The sequence below is a fragment of the Pseudomonas frederiksbergensis genome (assembly GCF_001874645.1).
GTDB classification, from domain to species: Bacteria; Pseudomonadota; Gammaproteobacteria; order Pseudomonadales; family Pseudomonadaceae; genus Aquipseudomonas; species Aquipseudomonas frederiksbergensis_B.
Genome location: NZ_CP017886.1, coordinates 404,041 through 420,448 on the forward strand (window position 1 = coordinate 404,041; position 16,408 = coordinate 420,448).

Consider the following 16,408-nt stretch of genomic DNA (forward strand, 5'->3'; position numbering starts at 1 on the left):
CGCCAGTAGTCCACCATGTCAAGCTGGGCTATTTCCGAGGGCTGCAACTTCAGCACCAGCAGCAGCGCTTCGTCCCAGGACTGCAGCAAGGTCTCCTCCAGAGGACATTTCCCGCAACACCTCAGTGGCTGACTTCGAGTCAGCAATGTCGAACTCGCCCAGGTCTTCCAGGGTGATGCCAAACATCTTGGCAATCAGCATGTCTTCCATCACACCTTCATCCTTGGTGGCCGATTGAGCAGAGCTGATGTCCTTGCGTTTCAGGCGCTTGATCGACACCGAATTCAGCTGCACGCCTGCGGCGGTTTTGAAGGGGAACTTGAGGGTGAGGGTCAGTTTGTCGGCCATCTTTATTGCTCCAGGTTGATCGATCTGATCGGTTGCTATTCAAGAGCCCTGAGCATCGCACCTGGCCGTGGTGCAGACTTTTAATCGGATTTAAAGAAACGCCCCCGCACGATGGCGGGGGCTTTGGGTTTGCCGTCCTGGCGACTCCAGTCCGTTGGAGCTGATCCGATAACTCGTCAATGACGATGGTTGCAGCCGTGACACCGGCAACTGGGTGCCATCTGGTAACGACCCGAAGACAATCGGGCTAATGCCTCGGTCAGCGCTGCAAGCGGCAGGTCCTGTAAAGATCGACTCCAGTACGCCTTGGCGCGGACATAATCCATATCGCGACGAATCTGCATGTCGAAAATTTTGACCAGCTCCTCCGAACCTTTCCACACCTCCTGCTGTTCCACCAGGGGTCGTTCCATAAACACCTCCAATACCGGGATCTGAATAACCTACGCCTGACCGATGTTCTGCCGGTACTTGGCCAACTGGTCCTGACCACCGACCTTGAAGATGTTGGCCAGGTAGTCGAGCAGTACCACCTCTTCACCATTGAGGATCTGGCGAACGTAGGTTGCGGAAAACGGCGTTTCAAACTTGCTCGGATCACGAGGCTTGAAACTGCCCAGGGCGTATTCCTTGAACATGACGGTCATCAGCGTGACCAACGGGATCTCGTCCACCAGGCCTGCACTGTTAAAGACCTGGACGTTGGAGCGGCATTGAAGCTGTACGGTTTTGAACGGCGTGGCCATCTTCTTGGCCGAGTCGATGTAGAGGCTGTTCCAGGTGATCTTGCCTTCGAGCTTGTCGATGCCGTCCGGCAGCTCGATCAACCCGACCATGCCCAGTCCCTGGAAGTCGCTCATCACGGTCTTGATCGAACCAAGGTCGATCTCTTCGCAGCGACCGAAGAAGCTGGCACCGCCCAGGTAGACCGCTGCGTTGGTGATGCGGTGTGCGCTAAAGCCTGCCATTTATGCGGCTCCCAAGTTGACCAGGTATTCCCCGGTGATTTCGGTCTCGAAGGTGCCGCGTTCGAACGGCAGCGGCACGGTCAGTTTGTAGTTGAACAGCACGTGTCCCTGCTCCAGTTCGGTTTGAGGGTTGCGGGCCGGGTCATACCAGCACTCGCCACCCAATAGCGCCTGGTCACCAATCAATTTGCGCAAGAACTGGTTGACGCTTTCGCTGATGCTGTCGATCAGTGACGTGGTGACCGGCTGATCGGTGAACTGCAGGGAGCTGTAGCGGATCGACTCATCGACAATGTCTTTGGTGCGCCGTACGTTTTCGAAGTTGCGCATGTGGGTCACGGTGGGCCAGGCCGCTGTACGGTTGCCCCATAGGCGCAAGCCGGTACCAAACGAGTTGAACACGGTGGTGATGCCGTTCTCGTTGAGCAGGTTGACCTCGCTGTTAGGGTCGTCGATCCGAGCCGTCAACGGACGCTCCAGGCCGATCACACCCAAGAGTTCCTGGTTCGAGCTGCTCCACCAGTAGCCCTTGTCGTTATCCACCTTGGCCCGCAGACCGGCAGCGCGGATCGACAGAGGTTGCAGGCGCTCGCCATTGGTTGCAGCGTCATACACTTTGACGTGGGGATAGCACAGGCGCACCCGGTCGCTGCTGGTGTTGAAGTTGAGGGTGCCCGCTGGCCCACGACCGGCGATGACCTGCTGCACGGTGCTGCCAATCGGTGCGTCGATGTAGGCCACCGCGCCCACTTGAATCGCCGAGGCGATCAGTTCGACGCTCACGGAATTCAGCGTGCTGAAGCCTGGCGCAATGAAGATCTTCGGGAAAAAGCCCAGCAGGTTGTAACTGTCCTGGAAGGCCTTCAGACCGGTACGCAGACCCGCCGCATTCACGGTACCAATGATGTCGGCAGGCGTGACCTTGCTCGGATCGGCGTAGGCGTAGTCGGCTTTAACCGCCCCCGTCACGGGAATGGCACCGGCAGTCAGCCGCTTCACCCGACCGGTAATCAGGTCCACCGTATAGTCGGTGTTCAACACGTAGGTGGTATCACCGGTTTCGGGCTTGAGCACCAGCGATTGCAGGGCACCATGCTCCAGCTGCAGCAGGTCGTTGTCGCCGAATGCCTTCGCCTCGGCGCTGATGCTGGTGCGGTGGATGGCCGGATCGAGCACGTTGATCACCAGCACTGTTCCGGCGCCGAAGTCATAGATGCCATCCAGGGCTTCGGGAATACCGAACCCTGGCATGTCAGGGCCGAACTGGGCGCCGTCGATCTCATTCAGCGAAAGAGTCAGGCTGTTGACCGGCCCCATCGGTGCAGTTCCGACCAGGGCGATTACTGCCGACTTGACCACTCGAATGGCCCGAGGGCCGCGTTCGACTTCAATGGTTTCAATACCGTGCAAGTAGTTAGCGGGCATTGGGCTTTGCTCCTGTGTGCTCAGTGACCAGTGGGGAGTCAACCGGAGCGGCGGATTTTGGTTTCGGCGTTGACTTGGGCTCTGTCTCAGCCGGTGCCAGCACCAGGTGTTTGAGTGCCAACAACACCAAGGTGTATTCATGGTCGGCTGGCAGCTCGACGGGTTTACCGGTCAGCAGCTGGACGTCCAGCAGTTCGGCGGAGCCTTCAACACGCAAGCACGCTGCGCTTTGAGGGCCTTGATAGATGTATCGAGTCAGGTTCACGGGAATTCCTCAAAGGTGAGAAGACTCAGCGGTGCGCCCTGTTCGGGCACCATGGATTGCAGCTGAGTGGCGCGAGTGGAAAAGTCCTGGGCGTACTGCCAAACACCGTCCCGGTGACCAATGAACTGCTCGGACACGGGGCGACAGGCCATGTCGCAATGCGGGGCGTACCAGCCGGTCAAGCAAGTTCGGATACGGTCTAGGTAGCTGACGACACCGTCCTTGCCGTTGAGCTGGCGAAACACCAGGGTCAGGCGGATCACGATGTTGCGGGCCTGGAACACCGCGTCGGTCCCTTCGGAACCACCAAAGGTCGACCTGCCATAGGCCAACAAGATCGCTCCACACGGGTGGTTCAAGCGGTACTGCATCGGGCTTTCCGGGAACAGCTCAACGGTCAGCTCGGTGTTGAACTGTTCCTGCAAACGCTCCAGAAGCGCGCCCAGCAGCTTCTCGGTCGGGGTCTGTTCGTGGGGTTGGTTCACCGGTAGCGTTCCCACAGATTGGGACCAAATTGCTGACGACGGGCACGAACACGGATCTCGCCAGGTTCGGGCGCCGCTTCACCACCGGGCATCCCCAGGGTGACCACGCCGTCGCGGATGCTCTCCAGGAGCTTGATGGTGTCCTTGCGGTTATCCTTCACCGAGTCCGGCAATGCGCCCTCGGGACGGCGCTGGTACAACCAGTGCCGCGCCAGGTACACCACAGCATCGCGCAACACGGTCGGCACCGGATTGAGCGGCAGGTCGTAACGACCCCGCAGGTAGCCGTCGACCAATTCTTCCGCCTGGCGCACGCCGTCCTCAATCACGACTTCATTCGGCTGCTGGGCCGCTGGGTCATCGTTGGAGAGCTGGATCAAGGTCCGCAGGGGCATGGCGTTGCCGATATCGGCGCGAGTGCAGTAGCGCATAGCGACCTCAGATTCCCCGGACGATACGAATGACATCACCGGCAGCTGTCGCTGCATCCAGCGCGATACCGTTGTCCAGTCCGGACGCTAGCGTCACGGCCCGACCTTCAGCGTCAGACTCCACGGGGTCACCTGCGGCAACGGCTGCACCGCTGGTGACCAGGCAAATCCCTAGGACGTTGATCGGAGCGACGTTGTCCGCTTCGGTGTCGGCCTCAACGACGCCAAAAGCCTTGAGGCCAGCGGCGCAAAGACCACCGGTAAAGCCCGCGAAGCGGTAGCGCGGCAGGTCAACCACCGCGACCATCGAGACGGTTAAAACAGGTTGTTGTGTCTTCACTGGTTGAACTCCTGAATCGGTTCGATGATGCGACGTTGCAGCAAGGGGCCTGCTTCGGTGTCGCTCAGAGAGATGTCATCGCCCATGTGGTACCACTGGCCGTCATGCAACACCGACGACACGTCCGTCACGTAGTAGCGCGGCAGCTGTTCGTCCTGGATAACCTCATCCAAAGGCTCAAACGGGGGCGCGGCTAGCGTTGCATTCGGCACGAGTACTTGCGGTGATTGGGGCGCCGACGCACTGCCGTCCTGCAGCGAGCCCTTAACCAGTTCCTGGTCATCGGTCGACGCAGACGCAGACGCAGCGTCCTTGTCTTTGGTGTTTTTAGTAGCCGCCATGACGCACCTCAGCCGTTGGTGTCGGAGATCAGGTAACCGGCATCCGCACCGACCACCACCGGCTTATAGATGTCGGTGTTACGCACGAAGCGCACCTTGCCGCCAGCAGTGTCGTAGGTGTCGATCTCGGGCATGCCCTTGCGACGCAGGGTGTAACCAAAGCTCGGCTCTTCGTAGTCGGCGTTTGAACCGGCCATTGGCTTGGCCACGTAGGCCAGGGTCATGTTGTCGCCCCAGATGTCGGAGGTGTTGGTCGCACCGGCCAGGGCTTCACCGATGAGGATGGTCTCGATGCCGAACAACGCCTTCAGGTGCTCAAGGGTGATCAACTTGCGCTCTTGCGAGCCCAAGGCGGCCTGAAGCTTGGGGTGGAACTTCAGTGACTGGTACACCGAGGCGCCCATGGTCATGGTGTTGGGGCGAATACCGATTTTGGCCCGCACAGTTTCCTTGCCGGCTTCGACCACCGCGATAGGGTCACCGCCGCCGTTGCTCCACTGACTGGAGCCGGATAGCGTGACCTTGCTGCCCATAGGAAAAGTGCCAGGACTTTGCGCCAGCCTGGCGCAGGTGACCTCACGACGCAGGTCGATCACGTTCACCACACGACGTGAAGCACGGGCTTCGGCGTCGAACATGGATTCGTTCTGCTCGCGGTAATCCACCGGATAGGCGATGTCATGCTCGCGCAGGACCACGTCCAGACCGTCCAGGTCGTCCGGGGTCATGAGGTTCGACTGGGCGCGAATGGCGCGCTCGGTGTCGTAAACCTCAAACGCTTCCTTGCCGAACAACGGGATCACCCCAGCCTCTTTGTCCATCAGCGCGATGGGGAACAGCGCCTCACCAATGAACTGGGCATTACGATAGCCTCGCGCCAGGTTGGTGAGGACGGGATCGACGACCCGCAGTATCTTCAAACGATCAGCCATGATGACTCCTGGTTACTTGACGAGCTGGCGAACTGCCGACTCGTAGGGAATGTTTTTCTCGGCGGCCAAGGCGGTCGCACGGTTGTGCAGACCGAGACGGTCGGGGTCGGTATTCTTTTCGGCGAACTCCATGTCCATCGGCGAGTTACCGTCACCTTTACGGTCCTTGCTCGCCTGTTCGGCGAAGTCGATTTGCTTTGGCAGGTCGTTGAAGATCGCCTTCAGACCATCGACAACCGGTGCACGCTGGTCGCCTTCGCCAAACTCCAGCGGCGCGTCACCGGCTTCGGCGAAGTCCAGGACGGCGATCAGGGCATCAGCATGTTTGGGCAGCAAACGACCGGCGCCGACCAGGCCTTCGGCAAACGCCAGGTTGGCGGCGTGGCGTGTTTTGGCAGCGGCGTTGCGCTCATTGGTTTGGTGTTGCTCAACCAGGGTTGAGAGACGCTGGTTCTCCGCTTCCAGGGCGGCTTTCTCGGCCTCAGTCACAGGCTGTTCCTCGGTGGTTTTGGGTGGGGTTTTGGTGGGCTCGCTAAAGGCCGGACGGCTGCCTTCGCGGCGGGCTTCTTCGGCCAGGTTGTCGACGTCGTAACCCGGCACAACCTGATCAGCCGTTTCCTGGCCGAACTGGGCGATCAGCCACTCACGCAGACGGCGAAAGACACTCGCGGAAATGCTGTCGCCGAAGTCGCCAAACTCGATGACACCTTCCTCGCCATCCGCCAGCTCGATGGGGCGCAAGCCCTTCACCGCAGGTGGCTGGGCACCGAGGAAGCCAACATGGCGCAGGTAGTACACGCCTGGCACCGGGTTGTTCGCGGCATCGGGGTGATAAAAGGAGGCAGAGATTTTCTTGTAGCTGCCCTTGCTCACCTGCTCGGCAAAGGACATATCGACCTGTTGCGGTTCGGCCATCAGCCCCAACGGCGCGGCCGACAAGGTCTTGACCCAGCCGGCTGCCGGGCCGTCGTGTTTGGGGTGGCCAATGACCAAAGGAGCTTCGTGCAAATCGGGGTTGTAGGCTTGCACCGTTGCGGCCAGATCGGACGCGCTGATGGTGTAGCTGGCACCGTTCATGGCGGTGTGCGTTCCCGGCTTGAAAATGTGCAGTGGTTTCATGGGCTGTGCGCTGACTGGAAGTGATACGCACAGCCTGAACCGCTGAGCGGCCCAGGACTTTTAATCGGGTTTAAAGAGTGTTGATGGGGACGAACACCGCAAACGGTGCAAGTGGCACCCGCGTAGCGGGTTTGGAATACGGCGGGAGGGGTTTATAAAACGTTTACAGCGATGATCAGGGTTGCCAGAGGATGAACCGGAGCCGCTCGGCAACCACAGGGCCTCTGAGGGCCTTACAGGCGAGCGGCTTTTTCCAAGTGATTCAGGGCCAGCTCCAGGATGGCTTCCTCTGCTTCGGGTTGCAGCACGCCCTCGGCATCCATCGGCAGGTACTCACGCGCCGGGATATCACCCCACAGGTGTGGGAACTCTGACTGCTTGCCACCGAAGTGCATCATGGCTGCATAAGGTTTGTTGCTGCCGACCAAGGCGGAGCTGTCATCTGAGTGGCTGGTGATCGAGGCGGCCAATCCGGCAGAGCTGACCTGCAGCATTTGACCTGGCCAGTTACCGTTCTTCGCACGTCGCTCGGTGGTGACATCGGACAGCTCGGCCCAGTCGGGGCGACCTTCCTCCTCAAAGTTCTCCTCGGTCTGGCTGGCCATCTCGGCAGCAATGCCGCGCATCAATGGCGTCAGGTCACCCACGGCCCACTCAATAGTGTTCAGCAGTTGCTGCAAGCGTGGGCTGTCCAGTTCAACGGTGATCATTGCAACACTCCTGTCAGGCCGCTGAGGCCTGTTTGCGTTTGAGCATGTCCGCCAGCCCGGTACCGGGCGCATGGTTGAATCCAGGATCGGTGCGGAATGTAATTGGCTTGCCCGCCGCATCGGTGGTGCGCACCAAGGTGACCTGGGCGGTTCTAACTTCGCCGGTACGCTTGTCGATGCCGGTTTCAACCGTTTCGTTGGACACTTGTCCCTGGCTGGAAACGATGGTCAGGCCACGGCGCTTGACCGCCGACTCGGAGAGCGCGGTCACCCGGCATCGGCAGTTGAAGCCGTTCGGTGGGTAGATCGCCGACCAGACCGGATCATCGTGTCGATACACACAGCCACTCAGTGCCCGATGGCTGGGACGGGTCTTGCCGTCCAGGATCGCCACGTAACGCCAATACGGATGGGTGTCGCTGGTCTCTTCCATGCTGGCCTTGCGACCGGCCATGTAGGCGCTCTGCAGGTTGGTCTGGTAGATGGTCTTGAGTCGACGTGGACTGCCCAGCTGGACCAGTTCGCCGACACCCTGGCTATCGACAATCACCTGTTGACCCCACCAGCCCTGGGATTCCAGCGTCGGCTGCAGCTCCTTGATGAACTGCTTGAGTGTTTGGCCCTCCTGCAACGCGGTTTCTACTGCGCCGCGAATATCCGACAGCAGGTCCAGGCGCATGGCCTTGGCCACCGTGAAAGACTGATCGTGTGCCTGGTCACGCATCTCCTGCCAGTTCCAGGTGATCGCGTAACCCTTGCTCTTGAGGTAGGTAATCGCGGCCTCAGGCTCCAGGCCGAAGATCGCTTTGAGGTCCGCAGGGTTCGGGGTTTTGACGGTGGCCATGTCAGTCCTCCCGATCCGCTGCGGCACTCAGACGGCCCCAGGTGTTGGTGATGAACAGCAGGTTTGTCAGCTTGCGCTCTAGCGCCTGTGCATCCATTGACGGGTAAGCTTCGGCCAACAGACCGAGTACCTCGGTGTCGGTGCGAGCCTGCAGCAGTGCGTCGATCAAAGGGGCCACGACCTGTTCGCTTTGTTCCTGAAGCAACTCGGCGGGCAGGCTTTCAATGGCCTGATCGAGTGCCAACTGATCCAGGATAGGTTTCAGGCTGGGCTCGGCAAACTCTGTTGATTCAACCGGCGCTGCAGTTTCGATCAGGTCACCGTCCTGCAGATTGTAAGTACGCTTCCAGTACTGCGGCGCGAACTTTACCCCTGATTCGGTTAGCGACTTGTCGCGGTCGGCCTGGGTCTTGTCGATTTCTTCCTGTTCCCACAGCTCGTACACCGGGGCGGCGACATGCTCGCCAAAGTTCAGATCGACGATCCGTCGAATGATCGCGTTCATCGTCGCGGTGACAATACCCTTATCGCCATCGCGAATTTCCCTGACTACCTCCAGTCCGGCGGTCGCGCTGGCTTTGTTGCTGCTGGCTTCGGTGGTTTGGTTTTGCCCTAGCAGGCCGACGTTGATCTCGCTACGGCAATACACCAGCAGTTCGCGATAGACCTCGGCACTCCCGGTCTTACCCGTGGCTTCGATGATCTCGACGCTGGAGTCATTCGGAATCGCCCCCACCGCGTCCTGGACCATGGCTTCCAAGCTGTCGAGCAACAGGTCGGTCTCGCCGGTACTGGCACCACGCGGGTGTTTGCCGATCACCCAGGGCGAGCCGTACTTCTCGGTGAACTGCACCCAGAACTTCAGCCCACCCTTCATGAAGATCACCGGCCAAAAGCACATCGACAGGTCGGCAAAGCCATACGGGTTGTTATAGGTTGCGTCCTGACGGGCCACGACAAAACGCTTCGGGCTACACAGCTCACCGCTCATACCGGCATCACGGGCGCGGAAACGCAGCTGATTCTCCTGGTCGTAGAGGAACCACTCGGCAGGCTTGCCCAAGAGATCCGTGGGAACGATGTGCATGCCCAGCGGTTGCCACATCAGTTCGATGGGCTGAAAGCCAAACAACGGAGCATCGAGCATCTCACGGATAATCCGGTCGAGATCGAGGTCGGTCAGCCAGTCACGCACAAAGCGCTCAACCCGCACTGGGGCGTTGCCGCGCTTCAGGTCACGCTCCAGAGCAAGCACCGAGGACTTGCGGCGACGAATGTTGCCGCCGACCAGGGCGGAACTGCGCAGGTCGCGATAGACCGTAATGTCTTTTCCCTGGGCCTTGAGGATTGGGTCAGGGTTGGGCAGGTACATCCCCAGCGACTGAGCGTCGAAGCTACGCGCTCGGCTGGCAATATGGTCGGTCAGCCCCTTGTCGCGCTTGGGCTCGGCAAAGTTGACGAATTCCGTGGGTGAGACCCACACACCTTTCTTGCTCATGCATACCCCTGAGTCATGCGGGTGCCCTGACGCGGGCGACGGGATTTAACAGAGACCGGACCTGAAACCATTTCCAGGGTCGCGAAGTTGGCCAGCATGCCGGCCCCCGCGAAGTCACCGTGACGATGTAGCTCCGGATCTTTGAGGTCTTGCGAGCGGGCTTTCATGACCATCGGAATGCCGTCCACCGTTTCAATGGAACGCACGTCCTGGTGCAAGGAGTCATCCTTGGGCAGCGTGATCGTGCCGTCCTCAAAGAGCTGAATGAACTTCGGCATCCAGGCGCCATACCAGGCACGACTAAGCTTGACCTGCTGAATGCGGTCACGACCAAACTCATCAGCGGTGTCTTCGGCCAAGGTCTCGCCGTTGCCAGTGGCATCCAACGCAGCACCCACAAAGCGCGGCAAACGACGCAGGATGTAGAACAAAATTTGCTGTTGTTGACGGGTGGGCACCTTGTGCATCTCCACCACAAACGGCACGTCACGGTTGCGTGCCTGGTCGACCGACATCGGACAGATGATCGAAAAGTCTCGGTGGCGGGCGTAGTCCATGCCCAGGTAGTGCCGCAACTCTGGCGTCAATGCCAGCAACAGTGGCGCAAGATAACGTTCGATCCAGTCATCGACATAGGCTTCACGACGCGCAACGGGCTGTAGGGCGAAGTCATCATCCAGCGCCAGGCGCAGTACCGTCCGACCTGGCCGCATGGCGTCCTCGATCCACACACCAGGGATGCACACACCGTTGCCATCCCGAGGGATCGCATCCAGTTCTTCGCGCATCTGCGCCTTGCGCGGGCCATAGGCATTACGGATCTTTTTGTACCAAGCTTCTTTGTCTTCGGCGGTAGCGAGCTTGCCGGCCATGAAGCACACCCGCTCAAACAAACCGTTGGCCACTGCGTCGTCAAAGGTGGCCCGATAGACTTCAGCGCTGTCGCCGTAGCGCTTGTCCCGGATGTCATTGACCATCTGGTTGAACGGATTGGCCTTACCGTTGTGGGTGCTGATGATGACGATGCGACCGCCCCAGATCAGCAGCGCCGTGGCGGCGTCGAGTACGGCGGATACGTCACGGTGAAACGCCGCCTCGTCGATGATGACCTTGCCCTGCAAGCCGCGCACGCCGGCTGGATTGCTGGACAGTGCGACGATCTTGAAGCCTGATGCGTAACGAATACGGTAAGCGTTGATCTGGCGGGTGTTGCCCGAGTCGTCCTGGTCTTCAAATAGGAACTCTTCGATTTCACTGACGCCCGATGCTTGAGCCTCGGCCATCACCCGGCTGAACTTGGCGCAATAACCAATAAACTCCAGGCCTTTTTCCTTGGTGTCGCCGATGTAAAAGCAGTCCATGCCACCCGCGACTTTTTGCGATGCGGCGGTGATGACCGAGTCCAGCGCCTCGGCGAAGGTAATGCCAGTACGGCGGCCTTTTTCACAGAGCTTGATCTGCGCGTCGATGCCCAGCCATTGCGACTGATGGGCCATCAGAATCCCTTCAATCAGCGGGTTGTACCCCTCGGGAATCTCCCGAACGCTCGGCGGCAGTTCGTCCCACTCGACGACACGCAGCGTGCTGGCTGACGGCTTCATTGCTTCACGCCCAGGAACTGCTTACGCCAGAACATGGCCTGTTCTTCGGTCATGCCCTTGGCCTTGACCGCGCTATCCAGTTCGGCAGCTTGCTCCTGCAGCAGACGATCACGACCTGCCTGCTCGGCAGCCTGACGCTCCTTCATGCTCAAGGTGCGGGCCTGCATGGTGTTCTTGGCGGCGCGTGCGAGATCCGCCACTTCCTTGGTGGTCACGTCATCCTTTTCATGGGCGCCCATTGCGGCCTGGTAAGCCAGGGTCGAGATAGCTTCCACCAACAACGCGCCGGTCTTGTCCGAGGCATCTTCACCAAAGGCACCGACAAAGGCTTCCGCCTGCTCGCGATGCTGACGGGCCTTCTCGGTCAACAGGTCATAGCCCACCTTGAAACGCCCCAACGCACTGCGACTGGGGGACTTTTCGTTGGGGAAGCGTGACTGGATATCGGCCAGCATGTCATCCAGCGTCATGCGGTCTTCGCGCAACAGCTTCTGGATGTACGCCTTGACCATCGGCGGCAAACGGTTGATGGATGACTTGCCCGCCATGGTTAAGCTCCTGGCCGCTTGATGCCGGGAACTCGTGCGCGTCCAGCAGCAATGTCCTGACCGCGTTCAGTCAGGGTGGCCACCAGCACCGGCCCCACGTCATCCAAGGTCAATGCGCCTTGCTCCAGCAGCCAGTGCAGTTCGGTCTTGACCTGGTCACGGCTCAGGGTATGGCCGTAATTGTCCAGGGCCATGGTCAGCACCGAGCTGTTGGCCCGGTAGGCCGTCATCTCGGCCAGCAGGCGCAGAATCACCAGGCGGATGTCCTGGCGCAGGTATTCAGCGTAGGGCGTCTTCATGTCTTCTCTCTCAGCAGGTAATCATTGATCCGGTCCAGCGAACGGGCCAAAGGGCCCAGCGCTTCCTTGACCCCCGACAGTTCGGCCCGCACGGCTTTCATGTCACCCAGCAGATCGGTGACGGCGGTCTGGTCTGGAAGATGACGGACGTGTTCTTCCAGGGCGACGATGCGGGTGCGCAGTTCCAGAAGTTCCTGGCCGCTAGCCGCCTGGCGTTTGGTCATCCAGGTGTAGATGCCAAGTACCGTCAAGATCAGCCACTGCACGGTTTGGAAGCCGAAGTTGAGTTCGTTCAGGTTCATCGAAAACCCCGCGTAGCCAAGTGTTCCAAGGCGTCTAAGCAATCAAAACAATGTTCGGCACCAGGCTCAGCCTGGCGGCGATCTTCGGGAATGGCGTCACCGCATTCCTCGCAGCGATAGGCCGAACGGCCTGAGCGCCGCTGCAGTTCGCTGCTACAGGCGCGCCGGATTGCCTCTTCGGTGTCGTCTTCATCCGTAGCGTGTTCAGCTACATCCATAGAGCGTCAGTCCTTTTTCTGGAGATCCAGTAACCCGTTGAGCTGGACGAGGTTGGTGCGAGCCCACAACCCGTAATCCTGGGCGTGGGCAAGAATGTCGGCAGGCGTGACGCCGCTTTCCAGTAGCTCGGCGTCAGTGCCGGGGGTGGGCCAGGCCGCTTGTTCAGCAGCGGTGGCAGCGGCGCCTGGTCTTGGGGCGGGCACACCGAGGGCGGCGTTGTAGTCGCGCAACCAACCAGCAGTGAACACGCAGCGAGGGATAGGCTGAGCAGCAGCACCCGGTGCCGGACGGTATTGGGTCGTGACATGGGAAATGCGCTCCTGGAGCTGGCGTTTTTCTTCGGCGTGCTGGGACATGACATCGAGCAACAAGGCTTCGGTTTCATTGGCACGGGTGACTTGTTGCAGCAGCTGCAGGCGGTTGGCGCTCTCGGCGACTCGCGCTTGTTCTGCGTGCTCGGTCTTGAGATTGGCCAGTCCGGTGTCACCCAGTGACGCGGCATAGCGAAAGCCAAAGCCGTAGGCGATGGAGCCCGCTGCAGCCGCGCTGAGCGCACAGGCAAACCCGACAGCAGCCAGGCGCGCAGGCAGTGGCCAGACGAGCTGATCAAGTGCGCCCATGCTGATGCCTCAGACGGTTGCGTGATTTGCGCGCTCGGCGCTTGGCCGCCGCGATGCCGGTCTTGCCATAGCGATAAGGAGGTATGACGCTGGAGTTGATCCAGGTTCCGGCTGCTGTACTGGGAGAGACCCAGCGACAGGCCCCAGCCAGACCCGCCATCAGCGCAGCGAAGGTTCTTCCGAACAGGTTCAGCCTCATGAGGAGGCCCCCTGATCCGGTGGCCCCTGTTTGATCAGGCGCACAACAGTCAGCAGCAGTGCCAACACGCTGTTGAGCGTGGCGTACGCTCGGTCCGACAGCTGCGCCTGCCACATCGGCAGCAGCTCCAGTTGAGCGACGCCGAGTAAGGCCAGCAGTACGCCAAGCTGGACGCTGTAGAGCTTGTAGCAGCACCGCCAGGTGCAGATCAGTTTCATGCGGGGACTCCCGCACCGTGCTGGACACCGCGCTCGATCCCGGCCAGGGCCAGCCCATCAACGATGACCGGCTCGCCGTACCAGAGACCGCCTGGCAGTGGGCCTGGACCGTTTTCGTGACGGATGATCGCCAGCACCAGGGCGCGCATGGTGTCGTACTGGTAGACGTCCAGACCTTCAAAGTCAGGATCGACACCAAGGGCGCGGGCGACGGTAAGTACGTAAGCCTTGGTGTCGTTTTCAGAGGCTGGCGCCCAGCGTTCGATGATCTCGCGCACACTGTCGATCCGGCTGCCATCAGCGGCACGACGTTTGTCCTGGTAGGTAATCAGGACACGGGCAATGGCCCGAATGCCCCAGCGCGGGCCATTGAACTGAACGAAAGCACTGTCGGTTTGAACAGCGGCCATGCCTTGCCAGCGCACGCCCTTGGCATGACGGATGTTGCCGGGGTTGAAGTTACGGATACCGCGAGGATTTTCGGGTCGCATGGGACGCCTCCAGTAAAGGCGCCTCCCTTTTGAGGACGCCAAAAAGCACACACCGCCATCATCGGCGGTGTGTGTTCGGAGGACTTTTAATCAGGGTTTAAGAGATCAGTGGATCGCGCTTTCGCGGAAGTCGAAGAGTTGGGAAACCAGGCGTTGGAACCAACCGACCTTAACCAATTGCTCTTTTTTGTAGCCCATCGCTCGCATGGTTTCGTTGTGGCAAATGCAGTTGAGTACATGCAATACCGGTGGTTCTTCGGCCTCAATACTGAGCCTGGATTGAGTCACGCCTAGCAAGCACTCAGTTAACTACGCCGGTTGAGCGGTAAAGTCCACGACCTCCCGCGACAGCATCCGAGTGCGTACTTCCTTGAATACGATTCACCGCATACAAAGACAGCAGTTCAGTGCAATCCTGTTTGGTCTTGGCTCCCAAAAGTACAGCATTGACCCCTTCGATTACATCCGTAGCCTCCGCATAGCGACCTTCGGCGCGAATTTTCTTGGTAATGAACCATGCAACGTTCGCGAGTTTTTCCTCATTCTCGACATTGCATACGGTTAGGCCTCTTGTGAGTGCTGCCTGTGTGCGCTCCACCTCCGGAGAGTTACTTTTAACCGTTCTATCCAGGCTCAGAATGGTGAGCTTTTCCGCGGTGCTCTGTGCGTTTGCCGCCATGGAAAAAAGTGAAGCCAGAACAAAAAATAAGATTTTCAAATGTATCTCCCTATTTAACAGTCTGAAGAAGCCGCGCAGGCCTTTTTAGGTGTCACAGTATTCGTCCAGGTTCTACGTTTTATTTTTGTCCTGCGCCAACTCCTTGTAAGAACTAAGACCAGAACCGTCCAACGAAGATGCCGAACAAAAATAGCCCAGCTGCATTCGTTTTATACATGAGCAGAAATTCACGAAGTTGCAAAGGTTCCGCTGTTTGCACCTGAGGTATTTCTGCCGCAGGTTGTGGATTGATTTCAACCTGCTGAACAAACTCTAGAACTCGCTGTAATTCATTACGCTTGAGGTGGCTAAGCTGCGTGCGGCCGAAGCTTAGGTCGCAGAAATTCAGCATCTCCTGGCGAGCGTCTTTCTCTGCCGTGCTTCGGAGGATTTTGCCCATCAAGCGACGCTTGTCGGCTTCTTCTTGCAGCTGCTCTAAACGACCACTAATGACGGTTCGTGCTTCATGAAACTGCTCTGCAGTAATTTCACTGATGGAACATACCCCTAGCTGTGCATGCACCCGGCGCCATACATCACGTGGGTCGTCCCCCAGCTCCTCACACTTAGCGCGCAGTTCATGCAGCTCCTTGCGTTGGGCTGTCACCAGTCCTCGAAACTCAGGCTTATCCGGAAGATTGATATTAATACCGTAGTTATTGATATCGCCTTCGGCCACTTGGCCCACACCTCCTTGGAATTCCTGTCCCATAATTATTTTTTCCTCTTGCTGCCACCGACGTTGAGCGTAAGTCCAGTCTGATTCACAGACCCCTGTATGTATTGACCGACTTCTTTGAATGTATGGCTAGTGGTTCCGCTGGTAAGCCCCCCCAGCAGAACTCGAAGCGCTGCATCTCTGAGTTCTTGCTCACTTTCTCGAAAGCGCTCGATCAATAAACGCTCCTCAGATGTGAGTGCTACGGAAGACCGTACCCCGGTTAACACGTACTGCACATCAACCCCGGATAGGGCAATGGCAGATAGATAGTCAGCAGTCGGAGAACCATCGCCCTTTTCATAAAGAATCTGAGACCCCTTAGAGACTGCTCCAAGACGTCCGAAGTCGGTCTGATTCATTCGTAGGCGTTTTCGCTCCTCAACAAGCCTTACGCCAAGATCAATTCTTTGCACCAAAAATCCCCTTGCATGGTTCAAGATCCTGAACCATAATGACCACGCACCACCACTAATAGTCACAATCTACCACACAGGGGGGCGCCATGAACGGCACCACAACTGCACTCGACTCGGCGCCACTGCCGTACCCACAAACCCCCAAAAGCGCCAATGCCTGGTTTGTGAGTCATGGCATTTGCAAGGCGCACTGGGCGAAAGCCCAAGGCCTTGACCGGATGACCGTAGTTGACCTGTTACGGGGGCGATTGAAGGGGCTACGAGGTGAGGCGCACCACGCAGCAGTGGCCTTGGGATTGAAGGCCAACCCTGCAAACGCCCAATCCGCCGTTGCCGCGTAACCGGAGCCC

General features: G+C 59.0%; 27 protein-coding genes. 1 reads left to right on the forward strand and 26 read right to left on the reverse strand.

The genetic code is table 11. The annotated features are described in order from the left end of the window. Window positions 1–18 precede the first annotated feature (18 nt). From BLL42_RS01845 to BLL42_RS01970, 26 genes are all read right to left on the reverse strand, one after another. Complete coding sequence (locus tag BLL42_RS01845) at window positions 19–348, reverse strand: phage tail assembly protein (RefSeq protein ID WP_071550527.1); 330 nt, start codon at window positions 346–348, stop codon at window positions 19–21. Window positions 349–524: 176 nt separating this feature from the next. Beyond that, a complete protein-coding gene (locus BLL42_RS01850) occupies window positions 525–761 on the reverse strand; it encodes a hypothetical protein (protein ID WP_071550528.1) in 237 nt (78 codons plus the stop codon). Window positions 762–791: 30 nt separating this feature from the next. Next, window positions 792–1,316, reverse strand: a complete 525-nt coding sequence (locus BLL42_RS01855; RefSeq protein ID WP_071550529.1) for a phage major tail tube protein — start codon at window positions 1,314–1,316, stop codon at window positions 792–794. Next, complete coding sequence (locus BLL42_RS01860; RefSeq protein ID WP_071550530.1) at window positions 1,317–2,741, reverse strand: phage tail sheath subtilisin-like domain-containing protein; 1,425 nt, start codon at window positions 2,739–2,741, stop codon at window positions 1,317–1,319. Then, window positions 2,731–3,006, reverse strand: coding sequence for a hypothetical protein (locus BLL42_RS01865; protein WP_081427275.1), 276 nt, complete (start codon window positions 3,004–3,006; stop codon window positions 2,731–2,733). Before BLL42_RS01865 ends, BLL42_RS01860 begins: the two co-directional genes overlap by 11 nt. Next, on the reverse strand, window positions 3,003–3,491 hold the full coding sequence (locus BLL42_RS01870) for a Gp37 family protein (RefSeq protein ID WP_071550531.1): 489 nt from the start codon (window positions 3,489–3,491) through the stop codon (window positions 3,003–3,005). The genes BLL42_RS01865 and BLL42_RS01870 overlap by 4 nt, the downstream gene beginning before the upstream one ends. Beyond that, complete coding sequence (locus BLL42_RS01875; RefSeq protein ID WP_071550532.1) at window positions 3,488–3,922, reverse strand: gp436 family protein; 435 nt, start codon at window positions 3,920–3,922, stop codon at window positions 3,488–3,490. Before BLL42_RS01875 ends, BLL42_RS01870 begins: the two co-directional genes overlap by 4 nt. A 7-nt stretch (window positions 3,923–3,929) precedes the next feature. Continuing rightward, window positions 3,930–4,262 carry a DUF2190 family protein gene (locus BLL42_RS01880; RefSeq protein ID WP_161492337.1) on the reverse strand — a complete coding sequence of 111 codons (333 nt, stop codon included), beginning with the start codon at window positions 4,260–4,262 and terminating at the stop codon, window positions 3,930–3,932. Beyond that, window positions 4,259–4,603 (reverse strand): hypothetical protein, encoded by a 345-nt coding sequence (locus BLL42_RS01885; protein ID WP_071550533.1) that lies wholly within the window; start codon window positions 4,601–4,603, stop codon window positions 4,259–4,261. The genes BLL42_RS01880 and BLL42_RS01885 overlap by 4 nt, the downstream gene beginning before the upstream one ends. An 8-nt stretch (window positions 4,604–4,611) precedes the next feature. Further along, window positions 4,612–5,535 (reverse strand): major capsid protein, encoded by a 924-nt coding sequence (locus BLL42_RS01890; RefSeq protein ID WP_071550534.1) that lies wholly within the window; start codon window positions 5,533–5,535, stop codon window positions 4,612–4,614. 12 nt (window positions 5,536–5,547) lie between these two features. Next, a complete protein-coding gene (locus tag BLL42_RS01895; RefSeq protein ID WP_071550535.1) occupies window positions 5,548–6,654 on the reverse strand; it encodes a peptidase in 1,107 nt (368 codons plus the stop codon). A 233-nt stretch (window positions 6,655–6,887) separates the two neighbouring features. After that, a complete protein-coding gene (locus BLL42_RS01900) occupies window positions 6,888–7,364 on the reverse strand; it encodes a phage virion morphogenesis protein (RefSeq protein WP_071550536.1) in 477 nt (158 codons plus the stop codon). Window positions 7,365–7,377: 13 nt separating this feature from the next. Next, window positions 7,378–8,208 carry a phage head morphogenesis protein gene (locus BLL42_RS01905; RefSeq protein ID WP_071550537.1) on the reverse strand — a complete coding sequence of 277 codons (831 nt, stop codon included), beginning with the start codon at window positions 8,206–8,208 and terminating at the stop codon, window positions 7,378–7,380. Window position 8,209: 1 nt separating this feature from the next. After that, window positions 8,210–9,706 carry a phage portal protein family protein gene (locus tag BLL42_RS01910; RefSeq protein ID WP_071550538.1) on the reverse strand — a complete coding sequence of 499 codons (1,497 nt, stop codon included), beginning with the start codon at window positions 9,704–9,706 and terminating at the stop codon, window positions 8,210–8,212. Next, window positions 9,703–11,307, reverse strand: coding sequence for a hypothetical protein (locus BLL42_RS01915; protein WP_071550539.1), 1,605 nt, complete (start codon window positions 11,305–11,307; stop codon window positions 9,703–9,705). Before BLL42_RS01915 ends, BLL42_RS01910 begins: the two co-directional genes overlap by 4 nt. Then, window positions 11,304–11,855 carry a phage protein Gp27 family protein gene (locus tag BLL42_RS01920; RefSeq protein ID WP_071550540.1) on the reverse strand — a complete coding sequence of 184 codons (552 nt, stop codon included), beginning with the start codon at window positions 11,853–11,855 and terminating at the stop codon, window positions 11,304–11,306. The genes BLL42_RS01915 and BLL42_RS01920 overlap by 4 nt, the downstream gene beginning before the upstream one ends. Window positions 11,856–11,857: 2 nt before the next feature. Then, window positions 11,858–12,154, reverse strand: coding sequence for a VpaChn25_0724 family phage protein (locus BLL42_RS01925; RefSeq protein ID WP_071550541.1), 297 nt, complete (start codon window positions 12,152–12,154; stop codon window positions 11,858–11,860). Further along, window positions 12,151–12,456: a DUF2730 family protein gene (locus BLL42_RS01930; RefSeq protein ID WP_060765883.1), complete on the reverse strand. Its 306-nt coding sequence runs from the start codon at window positions 12,454–12,456 to the stop codon at window positions 12,151–12,153. The genes BLL42_RS01925 and BLL42_RS01930 overlap by 4 nt, the downstream gene beginning before the upstream one ends. Continuing rightward, window positions 12,453–12,674: a TraR/DksA C4-type zinc finger protein gene (locus BLL42_RS01935; protein ID WP_071550542.1), complete on the reverse strand. Its 222-nt coding sequence runs from the start codon at window positions 12,672–12,674 to the stop codon at window positions 12,453–12,455. Before BLL42_RS01935 ends, BLL42_RS01930 begins: the two co-directional genes overlap by 4 nt. Window positions 12,675–12,680: 6 nt before the next feature. After that, the gene (locus BLL42_RS01940) at window positions 12,681–13,295 is read right to left on the reverse strand and encodes a lysis protein (protein ID WP_071550543.1); all 615 of its coding nucleotides are present in this window, start codon (window positions 13,293–13,295) and stop codon (window positions 12,681–12,683) included. Between the two features lie 195 nt (window positions 13,296–13,490). After that, window positions 13,491–13,712: a DUF7940 domain-containing protein gene (locus BLL42_RS01945; RefSeq protein ID WP_071550544.1), complete on the reverse strand. Its 222-nt coding sequence runs from the start codon at window positions 13,710–13,712 to the stop codon at window positions 13,491–13,493. After that, the gene (locus BLL42_RS01950; protein ID WP_071550545.1) at window positions 13,709–14,203 is read right to left on the reverse strand and encodes a structural protein; all 495 of its coding nucleotides are present in this window, start codon (window positions 14,201–14,203) and stop codon (window positions 13,709–13,711) included. The genes BLL42_RS01945 and BLL42_RS01950 overlap by 4 nt, the downstream gene beginning before the upstream one ends. Window positions 14,204–14,308: 105 nt before the next feature. Next, window positions 14,309–14,491 carry a hypothetical protein gene (locus tag BLL42_RS01955; protein WP_071550546.1) on the reverse strand — a complete coding sequence of 61 codons (183 nt, stop codon included), beginning with the start codon at window positions 14,489–14,491 and terminating at the stop codon, window positions 14,309–14,311. A 13-nt stretch (window positions 14,492–14,504) separates the two neighbouring features. Continuing rightward, a complete protein-coding gene (locus BLL42_RS01960) occupies window positions 14,505–14,921 on the reverse strand; it encodes a hypothetical protein (RefSeq protein WP_071550547.1) in 417 nt (138 codons plus the stop codon). A gap of 112 nt (window positions 14,922–15,033) precedes the next feature. After that, the gene (locus BLL42_RS01965) at window positions 15,034–15,633 is read right to left on the reverse strand and encodes a hypothetical protein (RefSeq protein ID WP_071550548.1); all 600 of its coding nucleotides are present in this window, start codon (window positions 15,631–15,633) and stop codon (window positions 15,034–15,036) included. Window positions 15,634–15,635: 2 nt separating this feature from the next. Beyond that, window positions 15,636–16,001 carry a hypothetical protein gene (locus BLL42_RS01970; RefSeq protein ID WP_071550549.1) on the reverse strand — a complete coding sequence of 122 codons (366 nt, stop codon included), beginning with the start codon at window positions 15,999–16,001 and terminating at the stop codon, window positions 15,636–15,638. Window positions 16,002–16,144: 143 nt separating this feature from the next. On the opposite strand from BLL42_RS01970, the gene BLL42_RS01975 reads away from it, so the two are divergent. Beyond that, entirely contained in the window at window positions 16,145–16,399 is a 255-nt protein-coding gene (locus BLL42_RS01975) for a DNA-binding protein (protein ID WP_071550550.1), read from the forward strand. Window positions 16,400–16,408 lie beyond the last annotated feature (9 nt).

Bases quoted from the DNA above. Each gene is read 5' to 3' on its own strand.
- BLL42_RS01970 (WP_071550549.1), bottom strand. From the start codon at position 16,001: ATGAATCAGACCGACTTCGGACGTCTTGGAGCAGTCTCTAAGGGGTCT.
- BLL42_RS01875 (WP_071550532.1), bottom strand. From the start codon at position 3,922: ATGCGCTACTGCACTCGCGCCGATATCGGCAACGCCATGCCCCTGCGG.
- BLL42_RS01860 (WP_071550530.1), bottom strand. From the start codon at position 2,741: ATGCCCGCTAACTACTTGCACGGTATTGAAACCATTGAAGTCGAACGC.
- BLL42_RS01935 (WP_071550542.1), bottom strand. From the start codon at position 12,674: ATGGATGTAGCTGAACACGCTACGGATGAAGACGACACCGAAGAGGCA.
- BLL42_RS01930 (WP_060765883.1), bottom strand. From the start codon at position 12,456: ATGAACCTGAACGAACTCAACTTCGGCTTCCAAACCGTGCAGTGGCTG.
- BLL42_RS01885 (WP_071550533.1), bottom strand. From the start codon at position 4,603: ATGGCGGCTACTAAAAACACCAAAGACAAGGACGCTGCGTCTGCGTCT.
- BLL42_RS01945 (WP_071550544.1), bottom strand. From the start codon at position 13,712: ATGAAACTGATCTGCACCTGGCGGTGCTGCTACAAGCTCTACAGCGTC.
- BLL42_RS01975 (WP_071550550.1), top strand. From the start codon at position 16,145: ATGAACGGCACCACAACTGCACTCGACTCGGCGCCACTGCCGTACCCA.
- BLL42_RS01925 (WP_071550541.1), bottom strand. From the start codon at position 12,154: ATGAAGACGCCCTACGCTGAATACCTGCGCCAGGACATCCGCCTGGTG.
- BLL42_RS01850 (WP_071550528.1), bottom strand. From the start codon at position 761: ATGGAACGACCCCTGGTGGAACAGCAGGAGGTGTGGAAAGGTTCGGAG.
- BLL42_RS01855 (WP_071550529.1), bottom strand. From the start codon at position 1,316: ATGGCAGGCTTTAGCGCACACCGCATCACCAACGCAGCGGTCTACCTG.
- BLL42_RS01915 (WP_071550539.1), bottom strand. From the start codon at position 11,307: ATGAAGCCGTCAGCCAGCACGCTGCGTGTCGTCGAGTGGGACGAACTG.
- BLL42_RS01920 (WP_071550540.1), bottom strand. From the start codon at position 11,855: ATGGCGGGCAAGTCATCCATCAACCGTTTGCCGCCGATGGTCAAGGCG.
- BLL42_RS01900 (WP_071550536.1), bottom strand. From the start codon at position 7,364: ATGATCACCGTTGAACTGGACAGCCCACGCTTGCAGCAACTGCTGAAC.
- BLL42_RS01910 (WP_071550538.1), bottom strand. From the start codon at position 9,706: ATGAGCAAGAAAGGTGTGTGGGTCTCACCCACGGAATTCGTCAACTTT.
- BLL42_RS01845 (WP_071550527.1), bottom strand. From the start codon at position 348: ATGGCCGACAAACTGACCCTCACCCTCAAGTTCCCCTTCAAAACCGCC.
- BLL42_RS01890 (WP_071550534.1), bottom strand. From the start codon at position 5,535: ATGGCTGATCGTTTGAAGATACTGCGGGTCGTCGATCCCGTCCTCACC.
- BLL42_RS01895 (WP_071550535.1), bottom strand. From the start codon at position 6,654: ATGAAACCACTGCACATTTTCAAGCCGGGAACGCACACCGCCATGAAC.
- BLL42_RS01965 (WP_071550548.1), bottom strand. From the start codon at position 15,633: ATGGGACAGGAATTCCAAGGAGGTGTGGGCCAAGTGGCCGAAGGCGAT.
- BLL42_RS01905 (WP_071550537.1), bottom strand. From the start codon at position 8,208: ATGGCCACCGTCAAAACCCCGAACCCTGCGGACCTCAAAGCGATCTTC.
- BLL42_RS01950 (WP_071550545.1), bottom strand. From the start codon at position 14,203: ATGCGACCCGAAAATCCTCGCGGTATCCGTAACTTCAACCCCGGCAAC.
- BLL42_RS01940 (WP_071550543.1), bottom strand. From the start codon at position 13,295: ATGGGCGCACTTGATCAGCTCGTCTGGCCACTGCCTGCGCGCCTGGCT.